Here is a 19,418-nt window from a genome sequence, read left to right on the forward strand (position 1 = left end):
GGCCCGTTCCGGCCTCCGTCGATCGGGTCTAGCCTGCCGCCATCGGCAGGGGGACCGCGCATGCTCACGATCTGGGGACGCACGAACAGCAGCAACGTCATGAAGGTGCTGTGGGGCTGCGAGGAGCTGGGCGTGGCCTTCGAGCGGCTGGACGCCGGCGGCGCCTTCGGCCGCACGCGGGACGCCGAATACGTAGCGATGAACCCGAACAGCCTGGTGCCCACCATCGTGGAGGAGGACGGCTTCACCCTGTGGGAGAGCCACGCGATCCTTCGCTACCTCTGCGCCACCCGGCCCGCTGGCGAGGCGTTGTATCCGGCCGATCCGAAGCGGCGCGCGAAGGTGGACCAGTGGATGGACTGGACCCTCGCCCATGTCACGACACCGATGACCACGGTCTTCTTCACCTATGTCCGCATCCCCGAGCCGGAGCGCGACCTGAAGGCGGCGGACCGCGCCGCGAAGGAGCTCGGCCGCCTCTGGGGTATTGTCGAGAAGGAGCTGGAGGCGCGCGCCTTCGTCTGCGGCGACTTTTCCATCGCGGATATCGCGCTGGGCATCTATCTCCACCGCTGGCACCTGCTGCCGGTCGAGCGTCCTTCCCTGCCCCGCGTCTCCGCCTGGTACGCGCGGCTCCGGGAGCGGCCGGGGTTCCGCAAGCACCTGGATCTCCCGATGACCTGAACGGGGAGCCGGGCCTGGGTCAGTCCCTCGGCCGGCCCTCGATGATGCGGCGGATGGTGCGGGCCAGATCGTCGAGCGCGAAGGGCTTCGTCACCATCTCCATGCCCGGCTCCAGGAAGCGTCCGCGCGTGGCGGCGGCCTCGGCGTAGCCGGTCATGAGCAGGACGCGCAGCCCGGGCCGGATGGAGCGCGCCATCTCCGCGAGCTGCCGCCCGTTGGTGCCGGGCAGGCCGACGTCGCTCACCAGCAGGTCGAGGCGCCCGTTGCCGCGCAGGATCGGCAGCGCCTCCTCCGCGCTCCCGGCCTCCCGCGCGGCGTAGCCGAGCTCCCGCAGCACCTCCATGGCGAGCAGACGGACCGCCGGATCGTCCTCCACGACGAGCACCGTCTCGCCCTCCGCAGCGCGTGGCGCCTCGTCCGTGGTGACCTCCGGGGCGGCGTGGCTTGGCGCCGCAACCTCCGGCAGCGTCAGGCTCACGGCGGTGCCCTCGCCGGGCACGCTGTCGATCCAGGCATGGCCGCCGGACTGGCGTGCGAAGCCGTAGATCATGGACAGGCCGAGCCCGGTGCCCTGCCCGATCGGCTTCGTCGTGAAGAAGGGCTCGAACACCTTCTCCAGCATGTCCGGCGGCATGCCGATGCCGGTGTCGCGCACGGTCAGCCGGACATAGGCGCCGGGCCGGAGCCCTTCCTGCGCGGCGGCCGCTGCCTCGTCCAGCACGTCGCGTCCCGTCTCGATCACCAGGCGCCCGCCATCCGGCATGGCGTCGCGCGCGTTGATCGCGAGGTTGAGCAGCGCGCTCTCGAGCTGGTTCTCGTCCACCAGGGCGTGCGGCGCACCGGGATCGAGCGCCGTCTCCAGCGTCACCCGCTCCCCGAGCGTGCGGTGCAGCAGGTCTTCCATGGAGCGCACGAGCCGGTTCACGTCCACCGGCCGCGCGTCGAGCGACTGTCGGCGGGAGAAGGCGAGGAGGCGATGCGTCAGCGCCGCCGCCCGCGTGGCCGATGTGGAGGCCGCGTCCATGTAGCGGTCCAGCCCGTCGGTTCGCCCCTCCCGCATGCGGCGCTTCAGCAGGTCCAGGGCGCCGATGATGCCGGTCAGGAGGTTGTTGAAGTCGTGCGCGATGCCGCCGGTGAGCTGGCCCACCGCTTCCATCTTCTGGGCCTGCCGGAGCAGGTCCTCGGCCTGGCGCCGCTCCGCCACCTCCGCGGCCACCCGCTCCTCCAGGGAGACGGTGAGGTCCATCAGCGCGGCCTCGCTCTCGCGCAGGCGCTGGGTCCGGTGCTCGAGTTCCGCCAGGTGGTCGCGGATCTGCACCTGGCGCCGCCGGGCCGCGAGCGCCCAGTCCACCGCGCTGACGAGGGAGCCGGCACTCAGCGGGCGCTCCAGCGTCATGGCATTCGTCAGGTCCTGCGGTAGGACGCGCGGGCCGCCGCGCGGCAGGGGGCCGGTGCGGGCGCGCGCAAGGATGACGAAGGGCAGGCTCGACCAGGGGGGCTGCGCCTGCAGCGCGGCCCGGAGCGGCGCGATCCCCTCCCGCTCCAGCGCCTCCTCCGTCACCAGGGCGGCACCGGTGTCATCCCCGATCGCGGCGGCCAGCGCACGGACGTCCTGCACGATCCGCACTCGGATGCCGTGGCGGGTGAGCACCATCCCCGCGCTCTCCGCATTGCGGCCCATCGGGGCGAGCACGAGTACCTCGCCCGCCGCGACGGCTCCCTCCTGACCCGGGGGAGCGTCAGCCGCCATGGGCAGGCCGGTCCTCCAGCAGCGGCGACTGCGTCCCGACATACTCCGGCGTGCCGGTCAGGATGCCGCGGAACTCGCGAAGCGGCGGGCCGATCTGCACGCCGCGGGCATCCACCCGGAACTCGCGGATGGAGTCCTCATGCGGGCCGGCGCGGTTCTTGATGACCGAGATCGCCTTCCGGATGCGTCCCTGCGCCTCGAAGAAGCGGAGCAGCACGACGGCGTCGGCGATGAAGGACACGTTCACCACGCTGCCCTGCATCGCTGCCATCATCCCCGCCTGGGGGAGGATGAGGAGCGTCACCACGCCCTGCTGGTTGAGGAAGGAGAGCAACTCGTGCAGCTGAAGGACCAGCTGCTTTTCCTGCGGCATGGCGGCGAGGTAGCCGGTGAGGCTGTCGAGCACGACCATGCGCGCGCCCGCCTCCACCTCCCGCCGGATCGCGACGCTGAACTCGCCGGGGGAGATCTCGGCGGGGTCCACCTGTCGCAGCAGGAGCGTGCCGTCATCGAGGCAGGGCTGCAGGTCGATTCCCATGGCCCGCGCGCGGGAGATCAGCGTGCCGATCCGCTCGTCGAACTGGTACAGAAGGCAGCGCTCGCCGCGCTGGCAGGCCGCGTGGATGTATTGCAGCGCGAGGGTTGTCTTGCCCGAGCCGGCCGGACCCAGGATGAGGGTGCTCGTGCCCCGCAGCGGACCGCCGCCGAGCAGCGTGTCCAACTCCGCCGAACCGCTCGGCGTCGGGCCGCCGAGGAAGGCGGTGTGGTGGTCGGCGGCCACCAGCCGGGGAAAGACCTCGATCCCGCCGCGGCGGAGGGTGAAATCGTGGAAGCCTCCCTGGAAAGCGACGCCGCGCAGCTTCTGCACCTCCAGCCGGCGCCGGGCCGCGCCGAAATCGAGCGTCACGCGCTCGAGCGTGATGACCCCGTGGCACAGGGAGTGGAGATGCGCGTCCCGCCCCTGCTCCGTGCCCGCCAGGTCGTCCACCAGCAGGACGGTGGTGCCACGGCCGACGAAGAACCCTTTCAGGGCCAGGACCTGGCGACGGTAGCGAAGCGGGTCCTGCGCGAGCAGCCGCAGCTCCGACAGGCTGTCGAACACCACCCGCTTCGGGCGGACGCGTTCCACCTCGTCGGTGATGAGCTTCACCGTCTCGCCCAGCTCCACCTCCCAGGGGTGGAGCAGGGTCTGCTGGCGATCCTGCCCGAGGATCCCGTCCGCCTCGGCCAGCTCGAAGAGGTGCAGCCCGTCGATCGACCAGCCGTGGGAGCGGGCGACGGCCCGCAGCTCCTCCGCCGTCTCGGACAGGGTGATGTAGAGCGTGGACTCGCCCTGCCTCAGGCCCTCGAGCAGGAATTGCAGGGAGAGCGTCGTCTTGCCCGATCCCGGCATCCCCTCCACGAGGTAGAGGCGGTCGGGCGACAGGCCGCCATCGAGGACCGTGTCGAGGCCCTCGATGCCTGTCGAGACGCGCGGGTCGTGGTCCGAGGCCGTCATAGGGGCGCGGCATCTCCGGGGAAGTGGGCGAATGCCGGGTCGGCGCGTCGTTCTAGTCCCGCACCCCCGGCCCTGGCCAGATACGACGCCGTCCGGCCTCCGCAACTGGACGGCGGAGGGTGCGCCGTGGCATCCAGGCGGCAGGCGGGCGTGGTGGAACTGGTAGACGCGCCGGACTCAAAATCCGGTTCCCGCGAGGGAGTGTCGGTTCGATCCCGACCGCCCGCACCACCCAGGCCGGAGCCCCACCGCTCCCGGATCACGCCTCGGGCCGGCTAGGCGGGTTCGGGCCGGACCCACCACTCCGAAGTCCAGGCCTCGCCGGGCGGGATCAGGCGGAGGCCCGGCTTTTCGAGGAAATCCCCCTCGAAGCCGACCGGGTCAGCCGTGCCGTACCAGGGCTCGATGCAGAGGAATTCACCGCCGTCGCGCGACCAGAGGCCGAGTTGGGGAAAGCCGTCCCAGCCGATCTCCAGCCCGGCCGCGCCCGGCGCGACGTAGCGCAACGACCGGCTCCGCACCCGGTCGAGCACCAGGGCATCCGCCGCGAAGAGGGCGCGTGAGAGCGAGAGCTCGCGGCCCCGGACCGGGGTCGGCTCAGGCTCCGCCAGCAGCAGGCCGCCGCGGAGACGCCGCACCGGGTCCGGCTCGTCCTGCGCGAAGATCAGCCGGTGCGCCTCGGGCGCGACCGCGGGCGAGAGGGGCCAGCGGAAGGCCGGGTGCGCCCCGAGCGCGGCCGGCAGGATCATCGTCCCCGTGTTCACGACGCGATAGCCGATCCGCAGCCGCCCCGCCTCCAACCGGTAGTCCAGCTCCAGCCGGAAGGGGAAGGGGAAGGCGGCGCGGCTTGCCTCGTCGTCCTCTAGCGCCAGGCGGCACTTGGCCGGACCGCGCTCCAGCCAGGAGAAGCCGCGGTCCCGGGCGAAGCCGTGCTGGGTCAGCCGGTATGCGCGCCCCGCGCGCCGCAGCGTGTCCTCCCGCAGCCGTCCGACGATGGGGAAAAGTACGGGAGAGTGGCGCGGCCAGGCGGGTCCTGCATCCCAGAGCAGCTCGGCCTCCGCGTGACGCAGGGAGCAGAGCTCCGCGCCCCGGGCGAGCACGGCGGCGGAGAGCCGGCCGTCCCGCATCTCGTGCCGGTCCTCGGGCCCCGTCCCGACCGGTCCGGCAGACGCGCTCATCAGTTCAGGAGGCGGCGCGTGGCCGGGGCCGCGCCGGGCCGGCTCCGGGAATTCGAGGGCTGAATGGCTGAGTCGGGGGCGCGCCGCGTCGAGGCGGACCCGGTCGGCGCCCGTTCCCAGGTGGAGGGGTCCGAGGTCGGGCGGGACGCGGCGGGCGGAGGCGGCGGGGGCGGATCCGGCGCGCAGGCACCCATGGCGAGGAGGAGGAGGGCGGCGCGGGGCTTCATGGCCGCATCGTGCCCGCGCCCGCGTCGGTCGGAAAGAGCTGCCTCGGGATGCCCGGCCGGGCGTTCCCGCGCTCGTGCCTTGCACCGGGCGGCCGGGCGGCTAAGGGTTCCGCCGAACGGATTCGGACCCCTGTCCATGCGCAAGATGTCCCGGCCCCTGCCGCGCCGAGGCGTTCTGGCCGGCGCCCTTGCCCTTCCGGCGCTCGCCGGCGCGGCCCGCGGCCAGGGCGCGGCGCGCCCGGTCACCGTCTCCTCGAAGCTCGACACGGAGAGCGCGCTGCTCGGGCAGATGATCTCGGAGGTGCTGGAGGCCCGCGGCGTGACGGTGCGGCAGCGCCTGCAGCTCGGCCCCACGGCCATCGTCCGGCAGGCGATCCTGGCGGGAGAGGTGGACCTCTACCCCGAATACACGGGCAACGGCGCCTTCTTCTTCCAGATGGAGGACGATCCGGCCTGGAAGCGCGCCGACACCGCCTATGCCAAGGTGCGGGATCTCGACGCGCAGCGGAACAACCTCGTCTGGCTGCGTCCGGCGCCGGCGAACAACACCTGGGCCATCGCCGTGCGGGACGACCTGTTCCGCTCCGCCCGGCTGGCGACGCTGGAGGACCTGGCGCGCTATCTCGGCGGCGGGGGAACCTTCAAGCTCGCGGCCTCGGCGGAATTCGTGCAGAGCCCGGCGGCGCTGCCGGCCTTCCAGCGCACTTACGGCTTCCGGCTGACGCCGGCGCAGCTGCTCGTCGTCGCGGGCGGCGACACGGCGGTGACGATGCGGGCGGCGGCGGAGCGCCTGAACGGGGTGAACGCCGCGATGGTCTACGGCACGGACGGCGCCATCTCCGCGCTCAACCTGCGCGTGCTGGACGACACCAAGGGCGCGCAGATCGTCTATGAGCCCGCTCCGCTCGTTCGGCGGGAGGTGTCCGAGCGCCTGCCGGAGCTGGCCGCCTGGCTGGAGCCCGTCTTCCGGTCCCTCGAGGCGGAGAAGCTGCGGGAGCTGAACGCGCGCATCGTGGTGGAGGGCCGCCCGGTGCGCGACGTGGCGCGGGAGCACCTGCGGAGCATCGGCCAGCTCAGTTGAGGTCCCCTCCGCGCGGGACCGGGCCGGCGGCGATCGGCCTGGCCGCGGCGGCCGCGCCCTTCGTGCTGGGCTGGATCTCGGTGGCGCCGAACCGGCTTCTCTCGCCGGCCGTCGTGGCGCTGCCGGGGACGTGGGGCGTGCTGACGGCCGCGGCGGCCTTTCTCATCGCCTGCGGCGGGCTGGCGTTGCTGTCGTTGCGCTCTGTGCGTCCCGGCGCAGCGGAGGCCGCGGCGGCCGTGGCTCTCGTCGCGCTGGTCGCGACTGCCGGCCTCGGCGCGGCGGCCCTGCCGGGCGGCTCGGCGGTGGCCCGGGCGGCTCCCGCCGCCGGGGCATGGATCGCCGCCCTTCTCCTCGTCCTCGCGGGTGCGGCGGCGGCGGCGCAGCGGGGTGCCTCCCCTGCCCTTCCGCTCCTCGCGGCCGGCGCGGGGATCGCGGGGCTCGGCGCCCTGGGTGCGCTGGACGCCCTCTCCCTGCTGCGGGAGGCGTCGGGGCGCTGGGCGGAGTTGCGGACCGCGCTGATCGGGCACGTTCTGCTCTCGCTCTCGGCGCTGATCCTCGCGCTTGTGCTGGCGGTGCCGCTGGCGCTGCTCGCGCTGCGGCGGCCGCGGCTGGAAACCACCTTTCTCGGGGCCGCGTCGGGCATCCAGGTCGTGCCCTCGATCGCGCTGTTCGGCCTGCTGATCGCGCCGCTGGCCGCGCTGGCGGAGGCCGTTCCCGCCCTACGCGCGATGGGGCTGGGCGGCGTGGGGCCGGCACCGGCGGTGCTCGCCATCGCCGGCTACCTCCTCCTGCCGCTCGGGCGCGGGGTGCTGACGGGCTTGCGGGTCGCCCCGCCGGCGCTGGTCGAGGCGGCGCGGGGCCAGGGCCTGTCGCGGCGAGGCATCCTCTGGGGGCTGCGGCTGCCGATGGGTGCGGGCGTCATGATGGGGGCGCTGCGGCTCGCGGCGGTGCAGGCGGTCGGCCTGACAACCCTGGCCGCGCTGATCGGCGGCGGCGGGCTGGGTACGATCGTCTTCCAGGGGGTGGGGCAACTGGCAGGGGACCTGATCCTCCTCGGCGTGCTGCCGATCCTCGGACTCTCGCTCGCCGTGGATGCGGGGCTGGGCGGCCTGGCCCGGCTGCTGCCGCGCGCATGACCGCCCGGCGATGATCGCGTTCGAGGACGTATTCCACCGCTACGGGGCGGTGGAGGCGGTGCGGGGCGTGACCCTCGGCGTGCCGGACGGCTCGCTCTCCGTGCTGCTGGGCGAGAGCGGATCGGGCAAGTCCACGCTGCTCCGGATGGTCAACCGGCTGGTCGAGCCCTCGGCCGGGCGAGTGCTGGTGGGCGGGGTTGATGTGGCGACCCAGGACCGGACCACGCTGCGGCGGGGGATCGGCTACGTCATCCAGTCGGTGGGCCTGTTTCCGCACCGGGACGTGGCCGCGAACGTGGCGACGGTGCCCCGGCTGCTCGGCTGGGAGGCGGCCCGCATCCGGGCGCGGGTGGACGCGCTGCTGGACCTCGTCGGGCTGGAGCCGGCGGTTTACCGCACGCGGAAGCCCTCCACCCTCTCCGGCGGGCAGGCGCAGCGGGTGGGACTGGCGCGGGCGCTGGCGGCGGACCCGCCGGTGCTGCTGATGGACGAGCCCTTCTCCGCCCTTGATCCCGCGACGCGGCGGGGACTTCAGGTCGAACTCCGGCGCATCCACGCCGCGACCGGCAAGACAATCCTGCTCGTGACGCACGACGTGGAGGAGGCGCTGGCCCTGGCCGACCGGATCGCCGTGCTGGATGCCGGCCGGCTGGCGGCGGAGGGCGCGCCGCTCTCGGTGCTGGGCCGCGATGCCCCGCCGGAGGTGCGGCGGATCTTCGGCGCGGAATCCCTGGCCTTCCATCGCCTGGGCGCGTTGGCCGCGGGAGATGCGGCACGGCCGGGGGATGCGCCCGGCGTGCCGGTCCTGCCGGAGGGCGCCACGCTGAAGGACGCGCTGCTGCTGATGCTGGCGCACGGCGCGGACCGGCTGGCCCTGGCCGGGGCGCCACCGCGGTACCTGACCCTGACCGACCTTCTGGCCACGCCGTGAGCCGGGCCCTCCGCCTGGGGCTGGAGGCGGTCGCTTTCCTGGCCGCGCTGCTGGCCGCGCCGCGGGTCCCGGGGTTCTGGGCCGCCCTGTTCCCTGGCATCGCCCGACCGACCTATGACGCCGAGCCCTGGCTCGACCTGCTCGGCTCCCACCTCGCCCTCTCCCTCGGTGCCGCAGGGATCGCGGCGGCGATCGGGGTTCCCGCCGGCATCGCCGTGACGCGCCGCGCCGGGCGGCCGCTGCGGCCCCTGATGGACGCGGCCTTCACCCTTGCCCAGTCGGTGCCGCCGGTGGCGGTAATCGCCCTCGCCCTGCCGCTGCTCGGCTTCGGGGCGGCGCCCACCCTGCTGGCCCTGGTGCTCTACGCGGCCCTGCCGCTCCTTCGGGCCACCGTGTCCGGCCTGGAATCCGTCCCACCCGACGCGATCGAGGCCGCGCGCGGGATGGGCCTCGGTCCCTGGCGGCGCCTACGGGAGGTGGAGCTGCCGCTGGCCGGGCCGGTGCTGCTGGCGGGGCTGCGGGTGGCGGTGACGCTCTCCGTCGCCACCACCGCGGTCGGGGCAGTGGCCGGGGCGCGCTGCCTCGGGACGCCCATCGTCATCGGGCTGGCGAACGCCAATCCGGCCTTCGTCCTTCAGGGGGCGGTGTTCACCGCCTGGCTGGCCCTGCTGCTGGACCGGGCGCTGGCCCTGGCCGGGGCCCGGAGTTGACCGATCGGTCGATAGCGCGCACCGCCCCCTGGACTTCGAGGGCCATTCCGGTCCATCACGCCGCCCCGAACATCCAGACGACGCCCGGCCCGGTCCCCCTCCCCGAGAGGCGGCATCGCCCCGGACGCAGAGCCTCCAGGAACGGACCATGGCCGCCGACACCACCCCGGTCTTCGATCGGGTCGCCGACATCATCGCGGAGAACAGCGAGGTCGCCCGCGACAGCATCACCCCGGACAGCCATGTGACCGAGGACCTGGGGATCGACAGCCTCGACTTCCTCGATATCGTCTTCGCGATCGACAAGGCCTTCGGGATCAAGGTGCCGGTGGAGAAGTGGACGCAGGAGGTGAACGCCGGTGAGAAGCCGGCGGAGCACTACTTCGTCATGAAGAACCTGGCGGCCCGCATCGAGGAGCTCGTCGCCGCCAAGGCGGCCTGAGAGGTCGGCGCGCCCCCGATGCGGCTCGAATACTTCCAGATGATCGACCGCGTCGCGGGGCTGGACGCGGACAGCATCCGCGTGGAGAGCCGCGTGCCCGACGCGTCGCCGGTCTTCGAGGGTCACTTCCCCGGCCATCCGCTGGTTCCCGGCGTGCTGCTGGTGGAGACGATGGCCCAGACCGGCGGATGGCTGATCCTGGCCCATAACGGCTTCTCCGCCATGCCGTTCCTGATGTCGGTGAAGGAGGCGAAGTTCCGCTCCTTCGTCGGGCCCGGCGCGCCGCTGGAGGTGACGTCGAAGCTCACCCATGACGGGTCGGGCTACGCCGTGACCGAGGCGCGCATCACGAGCGAGGGCAAGCGGATCGCCGACGCCGAGATCCTGCTGCGGACCATGCCCTTTCCCCACCCCGACCTCGAGGCCGCCATGCGCGCCAGCGCCGTCCGCATCGGCCTGCCGAGATATGTCGCATGACCCGGCATGAGGTGGTGATCACCGGGATCGGCCTCGTCTCCTGCCTCGGCGAGGGGCCGGAGGCGCACTGGACCGCGCTCTCCGCCGGCGCGGCGCCGGTGGTGGACGAGACGACCTTCGCGCCCTGGACGGTGCATCCACTCCCCCGGCTGAACCTCGACGCACAGATCCCGAAGAAGGGCGACCAGCGGCAGATGGAGCCCTGGCAGCGCCTGGGCACCTATGCGGCGGGCCTGGCGATCGACGACGCGGGTGCCCGCGACCTGGTGGCGGACATGCACCTCGTCGTCGCGGCCGGAGGCGGCGAGCGGGACGTCGCGTTGGACGAGCAGGTCGGCGCCGAGCTGGCGAACGCGAACCAGGCCGGCGCACGGCTGAACGAGATGCTGGCGACGGGGCTGCGGCCGACGCTGTTCCTGGCGCAGCTCTCCAATCTCGTGGCCGGCAACATCTCCATCGTGCACGGTGTCACTGGATCGTCCCGCACCTTCATGGGCGAGGAATCCGCGGCGGCGGACGCGCTGCGCATCGCCCATGCCCGGCTGTCGGAAGGGCGCGGCGAGACCGCCCTGGTCGGCGGCGCCTTCACGGCGCAGCGCTGGGACATGATCCTTCTCTACAAGGGGCATGAGGGCCAGCATCGCGGGCCGCACGCGCCCCTGTCGCAGCGCGGCGGCATGATCCTCGGCGGGATGGGCGGCTTCCTCCTGCTCGAGACGGCGGCGCATGCCCGCGCCCGCGGAGCCCGGGTTCTCGCGAGGCTCGACGCGGTGGCGAGCGATGCGGTGCGCCGGAGCACCCGCGGCGAGTCCGCGGCGGCGGCCCGCGCCCTGCTGCCGCGCGTGGCGCCGGACGGGGTTCAGGCGATCATCTCCGGCGCCTCGGGCGAACCCGCCGCCTGGGCGGAGGAGGAGGCCTTCCTGCGCGACCTGGACGCGCCGGTTCGCCGCCCGGCCAACCTCATCGGCCACGGGGTGGAGGGCGCCTTCCCCGCCCATGTCGCGCTCGCCGCGCTCGCGCTGTCGAAGGGCGGGTTCTACGCGCCGATGGACCCGGCGGACGCCGGCAGCGCCGCCGCCGCGCCGGACCGCATCCTCGTCACCGGCTTCGGGCAGTGGCGGGGCGAGGCGCTGGCGCAGCTGTCCCGGGCGGAGTGACCGATATGCGCGACCATCTCGACCGTCCCCTCGTCGCGGTCACCGGGCTAGGCACCGTCACCTCCCTCGGCTTCGGGGTGGAGGACAACTGGTCGCGCCTGCTGGCCGGGACCTCGGGCATCCGGCGGATCACGCGCTTCCCGACGGAGCATCTGAAGACCACCATCGCCGGCACCGTGGACCTGCCCGGCGCGGGCGAGGACACGACCAGCCCGGAGCGCGTGGAGGGCATGGCCGCCTTCGCGATCGAGGAGGCCGTCGCGGCCGCCGGGATCGGGGGCAAGGGGCATTTCCCCGGCCCGCTCTTCCTCGGCATGCCGCCGGTGGAGGTGGAGTGGCCGAACCGCTTCTCCCTCGCCCGCCGCGCCAGCGATCCCTCCTATCGGGGCCTGACCGAGGCCGCGGATGCCGGCATCTACGAGACCTTCCTCTTCGGCGGCGTGGGCGAGCGGCTGGCGGCGCGCTTCGGCACGCGCGGCGCGCCGATCTCCCTCACCACCGCCTGCGCCACCGGCGCCTCCGCGATCCAGCTCGGGGTGGAGGCGATCCAGCGCGGGGAGTGCGACGCCTGCATCGCCGTGGGGGCCGACGGCTCGGTCCATGCGGAGGCGCTGATCCGCTTCTCCCTCCTCTCCGCCCTCTCCACCCGCAACGACGCGCCGGAGAAGGCGGCCCGGCCGTTCGAGAAGTCGCGGGACGGCTTCGTCATGGCCGAGGGCGCGGCGGCGCTGGTGCTGGAGGATTACGACGCGGCGAAGGCCCGCGGGGCGAAGATCATCGGCCTGATCTCGGGTTGCGGGGAGCGGGCGGACAGCTTTCACCGCACCCGCTCCAACCCGGACGGCCGCGCCATCGTCGGCGCCATGCGGAACGCGCTGGCCGATGCGGGGCTGGAGCCCGGCCAGATCTCCTACGTGAACGGCCACGGCACCGGCACGCCGGAGAACGACAAGATGGAGAATTTCGGGATGCGCGCGGTCTTCGGGGAGAACGCGCCGCCCATTTCCTCCAACAAGTCGATGATCGGCCACACGCTCTCCGCCGCGGGTGCGCTGGAGGCGGCCTTCTCCCTGCTCGCGATCCGCGACGGGCGCCTGCCGCCGACGATCAACTACGACGACCCCGACCCGAACATCACCCTGGACGTGGTGCCGAACGTGGCGCGCGACGCGCAGGTGCGGCACGTCCTGTCCAATTCCTTCGGCTTCGGCGGGCAGAATGTCTGCCTCGTCCTCTCGGGCGAGCCGTCCTGATGCGCGCACTGCGCCTGCACGGGGACCGCGACCTTCGGCTGGAGGATATCCCCGAGCCGCCCCCGCCCGCACCGGGCGAGGTGCGGCTGCGGATGCGCGGCATCGCGCTCAACCACATCGACGTCTGGGGCTGGCGCGGCATGGCCTTCGCCCAGCGGCAGCTTCCGATCTGCGTCGGCGTGGAGGCGGTGGGCGAGATCGTCGCCCTCGGCGAGGGCGTGGAGGGCTGGACGGTCGGGGACCGCGTCGCGCCTTACGGCGCCCAGACCTGCGGCGTCTGCCGCGCCTGCCGGGAGGGCCGGGACAATCTCTGCGAGAACGTCTCGGGCATCATGGGCTTCCACATCGACGGCTTCGCGCGGGAGTTCGTGAACCAGAAGGCGCGGCTGATGGTGCGCGTGCCGGAGGCGGTGTCCACGGAGGACGCGGCCTGCGCCGCCGTCACCTTCTCCACGGTCGAGCACATGCTGTTCGACAACGCGAAGCTGCAGCCCGGTGAGACGATCCTCGTCCAGGCCGGCGGCTCCGGCATCGGGACGATCGCCATCAAGCAGGCCAAGGCGCTCGGCTGCACCGTCATCGCGACGGCGGGCGATGACGAGAAATGCGCCAAGGCCCAGGCGCTCGGCGCCGACCACGTGGTGAACTACTCCGAGAAGAACTTCGCCTCCGTCGCCCGTCGCGTGACGAACAAGCGCGGTGTGGACGTCGTGTTCGAGCATGTCGGCGCCTCCACCTGGTCGGGCTCCCTCCTCGCCCTGTGCCTCGGCGGGCGGCTGGTGACCTGCGGCTCCACCTCGGGCGTCTCGGCCGAGACGAACCTGATGATGATCTTCCAGCGCCAGCTCCACATCTTCGGCTCCTTCGGAGCCTCGATGCGGAACGTGGCGGACGGGCTGGCGAAGATGGCCGGCGGCATGACCCCCGTGCTGGACCGCGTGGTGCCGCTGGAGGATTTCCGGGACGGGCTGGACCGCCTCGAGAGCCGTCGGGTCTTCGGCAAGATCGTCGTGACGATCTGAGGGGCCGCGCGGTGGACGCTCTCCTCGGCGCCCTCACCCGGTTCCTCTTCCTTCTGCTCCGCGTTCTCGGGCCGCGGCTCGGCCCCGCGCTGGGCGCGGCGGTGTGCCGCAGCCTCGGGCCATTCAGCCGCGCGCACCGGATCGCGATGCGGAACATCGCGGACTCCTTCCCTGACAGGGATGCCGCCTGGCACCGCGCGGTGGCGCGGGAGGCCTGGGACAACCTCGGCCGCACGGTCTGCGAGTACGTCCACATCGAGCGCATCTGGGACTTGACCGAGGCCCCCGACCCGACCGCCCGCATCCAGGTGGATGATGTGACCCGGAGCCGATTCTGGGATTTGCGGGACCGGCCCCGCCCCACCCTCGTCTTCGCCGCGCACCTCGCGAACTGGGAATTGCCGGCGGTCGCGGCGGCGAAGCACGGGCTGCACGCGGCCGTCCTCTACCGCACGCCGAACAGCAAGCCCGTGGCCAAGGCGATCCTCGACCTGCGCCGTGGCATGATGGGGGAGTTGATCCCCGCCGGGCTGATGGCGCCCACCCGGCTCGCCAAGGCGCTGGACCGGGGGGCGGTCGTCGGGATGATCGTGGACCAGCGCTTCGGGCGCGGACCCACCATCGACTTTCTCGGCCGCCCGGCGCAGGCGAACCCGCTGCTGGCCAACCTCGCCCGGCGCCACGACTGCGAGGTGCGGGGCTGCCGCGCCATCCGGCTGGAGGGCAGCAGCCGCTTCCGCCTGGAGCTGACCGACCCCATCCCCCTGCCGCGCGACGCGGAGGGGCTGGTGGACGTCGCCGCCGCGACGCAGGCGGTGAACGACATCATCGCGGGCTGGATCCGGGAACACCCGGGCCAGTGGCTCTGGATGCACCGCCGGTGGCGCTGACGGCCGCGGCCGTCGTCATCGCGCTCCTCGGGGGCTTCGTCGCACTGTTCTGGGTCTGGGCGACCCTCACCTTCCTCCGCCGGCTCCGGCCGGCGAGCGTGCAGCGGGAGGGGAGAGTCGTGTTGATCCTGCCGCTCTCTGGCGCGCCGAAGGGACTTCCCGACCTGCTGCGGGCACTCTCCACGCAGACGCTGCCCCCCGCCCGGCTGATCGTGGCGGTGGAGGAGGGCGACGCGGTAGCCGAGGCGGCGATGAGCGCCGTTCCCCTGCCCTTCCCGGTCACCTTGGTGACGGCGCCGCTGGCACCGCACCGGGCCCAGAAGTGCTCGAACCTTCTGGCCGGGCTCGCGGACGCGGCGGGAGAGCGGGTGGTCGTGATGCTGGACGCCGACATCCTGCCCCAGCCCTGGTGGCTCTCCACCCTTGCCTCCCCGGCGCTGGAGGGATCGGCGGACATGGTGTCGGGCTATCGCTGGCTGCGGCCGGGCGGATCGCTGGCGGCCCATCTCGTGGCCTGGACGGACCGGGCTTTCGCCATGCTGCCGCGGTCCGACCGGATGCCGATTGCCTGGGGCGGCTCCCTGGCGCTCGGGCCGGCAGCCCTGGCGGAGGGGCGGGCAGCCCGGGCACTGGAGCGGACGCTGTCGGACGACCTCTCGCTCGCCTCGATGGCGGCGGAGGGGGGGCTGCGGTTGCTGATGCGGCGGATCCTCCTGCTGCCCACCCCGGCGGAGGGGCCGCCGCGCGCCATCCTCGCCTTCATGATCCGGCAGTTTCGGATCGTGCACCTGTACCGCCCCGCGCTGTGGTGGGCGGGCGCCACGGCGGGGCAGCTCGCCGTCCTGCTCTGGGCGGTCGCGGCGCTTTGGCAGCCGGTGCTGCTGCCCCTTCTTTGCGCTGCCGGGGCCGGTCGCTGGTGGCTGCACGACCGGATCGGGCGGCGCGTCGGCGTGGCGGACCCGCCGGACGTCCGGTGGACGCAGCTGATCCTCGCGCTGACACCGCTGCCCGACCTGTTCCTGGCGGCGCTCGGCTGGGCCAGCCTGCGGCCGCGCCGCATCGTCTGGCGCCATGTCACCTACGAGGTGGCCGCGCCGGACGTGGTCCGCGTTCTGCATCGCGCGAGCCCATGACCGCGCCGCCCTGTCCGATCACCGGCGATGCCAGCCCCGTCCTCGTGCAGAAGCTCGGGCGGCGCTTCCTTCACGCCATGTGGCGCCACGTGCACGGGGTCGCGCCGACGCCGCTGGCGGCGAGCGGCCCGCCGATCGGGCTGTGGCGATCGGCCTGCGGGCTGATGTTCTTCCACCCCCCGGTCGCCGGCGACGGCGATTTCTACCGCGCCTACTACCGCAGCATGGACAGCTACCGGCACGACCGCGCCGCGCCGGAGCGCCGCCCGGAGTTCGTGGAGACGGCGGAGCACCTTCGGCCCGGCGACCGCGTGCTGGACGTGGGCGCCGGCGCGGGGGCGGGCGGCCTGGACCGGCTGCTTCCGGCCGGTGCGACCTGGCAGGGGCTGGACCCCTATCTCGGGCAGGACGTGCCCGGCATCGTGCGGGAAACCTTGGAGGAGCACGCGGCGAAGCACCCCGCCGCCTATGACGCCGTCTGCGCCTTCCAGGTGCTGGAGCACGTGGAACATCCCCGGCGCTTCGCGGAGGACATGGTCGCCTGCCTGAAGCCGGGCGGGCTGCTGGTGATCGGCGTGCCGCTCTGGCCCTCCCCCTTCACCGAGATCCCGAATTTCCCGCTCAACGCGCCGCCCCATCACCTGACCTGGTGGAATCCCGACGCACTGCGGAGCCTGGCGGGCGTGCTGGGGCTGGAGGTGGTGCGGGCGGAGGCGCTGCCGCCGCCCGGCACCGTCGCCGCCGCCACGCTGTTCTGGCTGCGCCGGCTTCTGCCGGTCCGAACCAGCGGCGGCCGCTACTTCGCCCATCGCTGGTCCTGGTGGCTGTCGCTGCTCGTCGCCGGCACGGCGGCGCGGGCGCTGCTGCGCCTGGGGAACCGGCAGGCACCGGCGGATGCCCAGTCCATCGACGCCTATCTGGTCGCACGGAAGCCCCCGGCCCCAGGCTGAACCGGCGCCCGGCCGTGCGGTCAGCGCAGCAGGGTCTGACGGAGGAAGTCCTTCACCGCCGCCTTGACCGCCGCCTCGCCCTCCGGGTCGTGGCCGGTGTGGGCGCCGGTGGCGACGCAGGCAGAGGTCCGCTGGGCGAAGACCTCGTTCGTGCCGGCCACGTTCACGGCGCCACCCTCGCCCTCCTCCATCCGGCAGTTCCGGGTGGTCTGGGCGGCGGGCACGGGCACCAGCCGCGGGGCGAGCGGGTTGTCGAAGCTGTGCTGGCCGTTCGGGTATTCCGCCAGCGTCGCGTCGGCGCCGGCGGCGCGCAGCCGCTCCACGTATTCCCGGCAGGGGCCGATGGCGACGTAGTCGTCCACCACGCCGTGGTGGAAGCGCAGCGGCACGCGCGAGACCTCCGTGTCGCCGCGGTAGCGGACATTGCAGGGCGTGTAGAGGCCGATATGCGCGGCGAAGCGGCGCTCGGGGTTTCCGTGCATGCGCCGGAACCGCTCCCCCGCCGAGTAGATCGCCGCGACGGCGCCCTTCGAGAAGCCCATCACCGCGATCCGGTCCGGCATGATGCGCGGATGCTCCGAGAGACGGTCCAGCGCGCGATAGGCATCCACCATCATCGCGAGGGAGTGGAGCTGGTCCTGGTCCGCGACGGTGGAAACGATCCCGCGCCCGGCGAAGCTGTCGAGAATGAAGGCCGCGACGCCGATGCCGTTCAGCTCACGCGCCCAGAGATCGGTGGAGCCGGACACGCCGCCCGATCCGTGCACGAGCACCACGGCCGGCACGCGCGCCGCGGCGCCGGGCGGCAGGCGCAGCTCCCCGGCCAGCCAGACCTCGCGGCCCGGGGCGCCGCCGCGCAGGAACTCGTCGCCGGTCAGGGTCGTGCTGCGGATCGGGATCACCTCGATCCGGCTGGGTGGACGGTCCGCCGTCTGGGCGGTGGCAGACAGGGAGAGGGCGCCCGCGAACAGGGTCGCGAGCAGCGCCGTGGCGCGTCTTCTCATGGTCGTTCCTCCGTCCGGAAAGCCTCGACTGCCGGACGGCGTCGGGTCAACGCCGGATGCTTCACCCTTCCGCGCGCAGCATCCGGATGATGCCGGAGAAATCGACCTCGCCGCCGCCCTCCTCGACGAAGCGGCGATAGAGGTCCAGCGCGCGCGCGCCCAACGGCGTGTCGGCCCCGGAGCCCTCCGCCGCCTCCTGGGCGAGGCCGAGGTCCTTCAGCATGAGCGAGGCCGCGAAGCCCGGCCGGTAGTCGCGGTTTGCCGGCGATCCCGGCACGGGACCCGGCACGGGACAGTAGGTGGTGAGCGACCAGCACTGTCCGGAGGATTTGGACGCGACGGCGAAGAGCGCCTCGTGCGACAGGCCGAGCTTCTCGGCGAGGATGAAGGCCTCGCAGGTCCCGATCATGGACACCGCGAGGAGCATGTTGTTGCAGGCCTTCGCCGCCTGTCCCGCGCCGGCCTCGCCGCAATGCACGACGCTGCGGCCCATCGCGGACAGGATCGGCTCGGCGCGCGCGAAGGCGTCCGAGGGACCGCCGACCATGAAGGTCAGGGTGCCGGCCTCGGCGCCCATGACACCGCCGGAGACGGGTGCATCGAGGAAGGGCCGACCGGCGGCGGCCGCGACATCCCGCGCGGTCGCGACGTCGATCGTGGAGCAGTCCACCAGCACGGCGGTGGGGTCGGTGGCCGCCGCGATCCCGCCCGCGCCCAGCCAGGCGTCGCGCACGTGCCGGCCGGCCGGGAGCATGGTGAGGACGAACTCCGCCCCCTTCGCCGCTTCCGCGGCGCTGGCCGCGGCCAAAGCGCCGTCCACGCGGCGCATCGCCTCGGCGGACAGGTCGAACACCGCGACGGTGTGGCCTGCCTTGACGAGGTTGCGCGCCATTGGCGCACCCATGTTGCCCAAGCCCACGAAGCCGATGCGCGCCATGTCCATCTCCTCTCCCGCCCTGCGCCGCAGGCTAGAGGGCCAGCCGCGGCCGCGTCGAGCCGTGCGCGCGGCGGGGCAACGATCCTCTCCGCGGCCAGCGAGGCCCGGCCGTGAGCGCGCTGGACAGGCCGGGGCGGCGGCGCCCATCGTGCCGCGATGGAGAGCCTTCGCGCGGCCCTGTTCCTCGATTTCGACAACCTCGTCTCCGGCCTGCGCGACGGCGCCGGGGAGGCGGTCGCGCTGCGATTCGCCGAGGCGCCGCAGGACTGGCTCGACTGGCTGTCGGAGGGCGGGCGCCGCTTCCTGATCCGGCGCTGCTACATGAACCCGGCCGGCTACATCGAGCACGACGCCGGGGGCCGCAGCTACTACTCGACCTTTCGCTGGGCCTTCCAGGCGGCCGGGTTCGAGGTGGTGGACTGCCCGCGGCTCACGCGGCTGAAAAACGCGGCGGACCTCCGCATCGCGCTGGACGCGATGGACGCGCTGCAGGCCGCCACGCGATACGAGGAGTTCACGCTGCTCTCCTCCGATGCGGACTTTGTGCCCCTGTTGCTCCGGCTCCGCGCGGCGGACCGGCGGACACGGCTCGTCGCCCATCCGGAACTCGGGGCCATCGTGCGGGCGGCGGCGGACAGCGTGATCGGGGTGGATGCGCTCGCGGCGCGGCTGGGATGGAAGGCGCCGGAAGGCGGCTTCGCGGGCGCCGACACGGTGCTGGACGCGGTGCGGGACATCGTGACGGAGGCGCCGGTCCACCTGCCCCAGCTCGGCGCGCTGGTCCGCGGCCGCACGGGGCAGAGCCTGCGAGACAGCAACTATGGCGGCCTCGGATCGCTGGAGGCGCTGCTGGAGGCGGCCGGCCTCATCCGCCAGCCCGGCCCGGGCGGGGGCATGGTCATGCGCGGCGACGGCCGGGGGCGGTCCCCCTCGGACGAGCCGGAATTCGGCTGACCGG

At 73.4% G+C, this 19,418-nt stretch carries 19 protein-coding genes and 1 tRNA gene; 15 read left to right on the forward strand and 5 right to left on the reverse strand.

Features of this window, described 5'->3' with window-relative positions:
• Nucleotides 1-60: 60 nt before the first annotated feature.
• Entirely contained in the window at nt 61-684 is a 624-nt protein-coding gene (locus ACP6CK_RS07080) for a glutathione S-transferase family protein (RefSeq protein WP_426958178.1), read from the forward strand.
• A 19-nt stretch (nt 685-703) separates the two neighbouring features.
• Here ACP6CK_RS07080 and ACP6CK_RS07085 read toward each other — a convergent pair whose 3' ends face one another.
• The gene (locus ACP6CK_RS07085; RefSeq protein ID WP_426958179.1) at nt 704-2,434 is read right to left on the reverse strand and encodes an ATP-binding protein; all 1,731 of its coding nucleotides are present in this window, start codon (nt 2,432-2,434) and stop codon (nt 704-706) included.
• Nucleotides 2,424-3,932: an ATPase domain-containing protein gene (locus ACP6CK_RS07090; RefSeq protein WP_426958180.1), complete on the reverse strand. Its 1,509-nt coding sequence runs from the start codon at nt 3,930-3,932 to the stop codon at nt 2,424-2,426. The genes ACP6CK_RS07085 and ACP6CK_RS07090 overlap by 11 nt, the downstream gene beginning before the upstream one ends.
• Before the next feature lie 144 nt (nt 3,933-4,076).
• On the opposite strand from ACP6CK_RS07090, the gene ACP6CK_RS07095 reads away from it, so the two are divergent.
• Nucleotides 4,077-4,163: transfer RNA gene (locus ACP6CK_RS07095), tRNA-Leu, on the forward strand.
• Nucleotides 4,164-4,207: 44 nt separating this feature from the next.
• Here ACP6CK_RS07095 and ACP6CK_RS07100 read toward each other — a convergent pair.
• Nucleotides 4,208-5,110 (reverse strand): aldose 1-epimerase family protein, encoded by a 903-nt coding sequence (locus ACP6CK_RS07100; protein WP_426958181.1) that lies wholly within the window; start codon nt 5,108-5,110, stop codon nt 4,208-4,210.
• 363 nt (nt 5,111-5,473) lie between these two features.
• Between ACP6CK_RS07100 and osmF the strand changes: the two genes are divergently transcribed.
• The 12 genes from osmF to ACP6CK_RS07160 all read left to right on the forward strand — a co-directional run bounded on the left by osmF (nt 5,474) and on the right by ACP6CK_RS07160 (nt 16,519).
• Nucleotides 5,474-6,418 (forward strand): glycine betaine ABC transporter substrate-binding protein OsmF, encoded by a 945-nt coding sequence (gene osmF / locus ACP6CK_RS07105; RefSeq protein WP_426958182.1) that lies wholly within the window; start codon nt 5,474-5,476, stop codon nt 6,416-6,418.
• Nucleotides 6,415-7,554, forward strand: coding sequence for an ABC transporter permease (locus ACP6CK_RS07110; protein ID WP_426958183.1), 1,140 nt, complete (start codon nt 6,415-6,417; stop codon nt 7,552-7,554). Before osmF ends, ACP6CK_RS07110 begins: the two co-directional genes overlap by 4 nt.
• Before the next feature lie 10 nt (nt 7,555-7,564).
• Nucleotides 7,565-8,485 carry an ABC transporter ATP-binding protein gene (locus tag ACP6CK_RS07115; protein WP_426958184.1) on the forward strand — a complete coding sequence of 307 codons (921 nt, stop codon included), beginning with the start codon at nt 7,565-7,567 and terminating at the stop codon, nt 8,483-8,485.
• Entirely contained in the window at nt 8,482-9,195 is a 714-nt protein-coding gene (locus tag ACP6CK_RS07120) for an ABC transporter permease (protein ID WP_426958185.1), read from the forward strand. The genes ACP6CK_RS07115 and ACP6CK_RS07120 overlap by 4 nt, the downstream gene beginning before the upstream one ends.
• A gap of 148 nt (nt 9,196-9,343) precedes the next feature.
• Nucleotides 9,344-9,637 carry an acyl carrier protein gene (locus ACP6CK_RS07125; RefSeq protein WP_426958186.1) on the forward strand — a complete coding sequence of 98 codons (294 nt, stop codon included), beginning with the start codon at nt 9,344-9,346 and terminating at the stop codon, nt 9,635-9,637.
• An 18-nt stretch (nt 9,638-9,655) separates the two neighbouring features.
• Nucleotides 9,656-10,114, forward strand: a complete 459-nt coding sequence (locus ACP6CK_RS07130) for a 3-hydroxyacyl-ACP dehydratase FabZ family protein (protein WP_426958187.1) — start codon at nt 9,656-9,658, stop codon at nt 10,112-10,114.
• Nucleotides 10,111-11,271 (forward strand): beta-ketoacyl-ACP synthase, encoded by a 1,161-nt coding sequence (locus ACP6CK_RS07135; protein WP_426958188.1) that lies wholly within the window; start codon nt 10,111-10,113, stop codon nt 11,269-11,271. The genes ACP6CK_RS07130 and ACP6CK_RS07135 overlap by 4 nt, the downstream gene beginning before the upstream one ends.
• A 5-nt stretch (nt 11,272-11,276) precedes the next feature.
• Nucleotides 11,277-12,524 (forward strand): beta-ketoacyl-ACP synthase, encoded by a 1,248-nt coding sequence (locus tag ACP6CK_RS07140; RefSeq protein WP_426958189.1) that lies wholly within the window; start codon nt 11,277-11,279, stop codon nt 12,522-12,524.
• Nucleotides 12,524-13,546 carry a zinc-binding dehydrogenase gene (locus tag ACP6CK_RS07145; protein ID WP_426958190.1) on the forward strand — a complete coding sequence of 341 codons (1,023 nt, stop codon included), beginning with the start codon at nt 12,524-12,526 and terminating at the stop codon, nt 13,544-13,546. Before ACP6CK_RS07140 ends, ACP6CK_RS07145 begins: the two co-directional genes overlap by 1 nt.
• 11 nt (nt 13,547-13,557) lie before the next feature.
• Nucleotides 13,558-14,436, forward strand: coding sequence for a lipid A biosynthesis lauroyl acyltransferase (locus ACP6CK_RS07150; RefSeq protein WP_426958191.1), 879 nt, complete (start codon nt 13,558-13,560; stop codon nt 14,434-14,436).
• Nucleotides 14,427-15,569: a glycosyltransferase family 2 protein gene (locus tag ACP6CK_RS07155; protein WP_426958192.1), complete on the forward strand. Its 1,143-nt coding sequence runs from the start codon at nt 14,427-14,429 to the stop codon at nt 15,567-15,569. The genes ACP6CK_RS07150 and ACP6CK_RS07155 overlap by 10 nt, the downstream gene beginning before the upstream one ends.
• Nucleotides 15,566-16,519, forward strand: coding sequence for a class I SAM-dependent methyltransferase (locus ACP6CK_RS07160; RefSeq protein ID WP_426958193.1), 954 nt, complete (start codon nt 15,566-15,568; stop codon nt 16,517-16,519). The genes ACP6CK_RS07155 and ACP6CK_RS07160 overlap by 4 nt, the downstream gene beginning before the upstream one ends.
• A gap of 20 nt (nt 16,520-16,539) precedes the next feature.
• Here the strand turns inward: ACP6CK_RS07160 and ACP6CK_RS07165 are convergent, their stop codons facing one another.
• Both ACP6CK_RS07165 and mmsB read right to left on the reverse strand, forming a co-directional pair.
• Nucleotides 16,540-17,523, reverse strand: coding sequence for a dienelactone hydrolase family protein (locus ACP6CK_RS07165; protein ID WP_426958194.1), 984 nt, complete (start codon nt 17,521-17,523; stop codon nt 16,540-16,542).
• Nucleotides 17,524-17,584: 61 nt separating this feature from the next.
• On the reverse strand, nt 17,585-18,607 hold the full coding sequence (gene mmsB, locus ACP6CK_RS07170) for a 3-hydroxyisobutyrate dehydrogenase (protein WP_426958195.1): 1,023 nt from the start codon (nt 18,605-18,607) through the stop codon (nt 17,585-17,587).
• Nucleotides 18,608-18,616: 9 nt separating this feature from the next.
• Between mmsB and ACP6CK_RS07175 the strand changes: the two genes are divergently transcribed.
• Nucleotides 18,617-19,414: an NYN domain-containing protein gene (locus ACP6CK_RS07175; protein ID WP_426958196.1), complete on the forward strand. Its 798-nt coding sequence runs from the start codon at nt 18,617-18,619 to the stop codon at nt 19,412-19,414.
• Nucleotides 19,415-19,418 lie beyond the last annotated feature (4 nt).

Source organism: Muricoccus radiodurans, assembly GCF_050154705.1.
Lineage (GTDB): Bacteria > Pseudomonadota > Alphaproteobacteria > Acetobacterales > Acetobacteraceae > Roseomonas > Roseomonas radiodurans.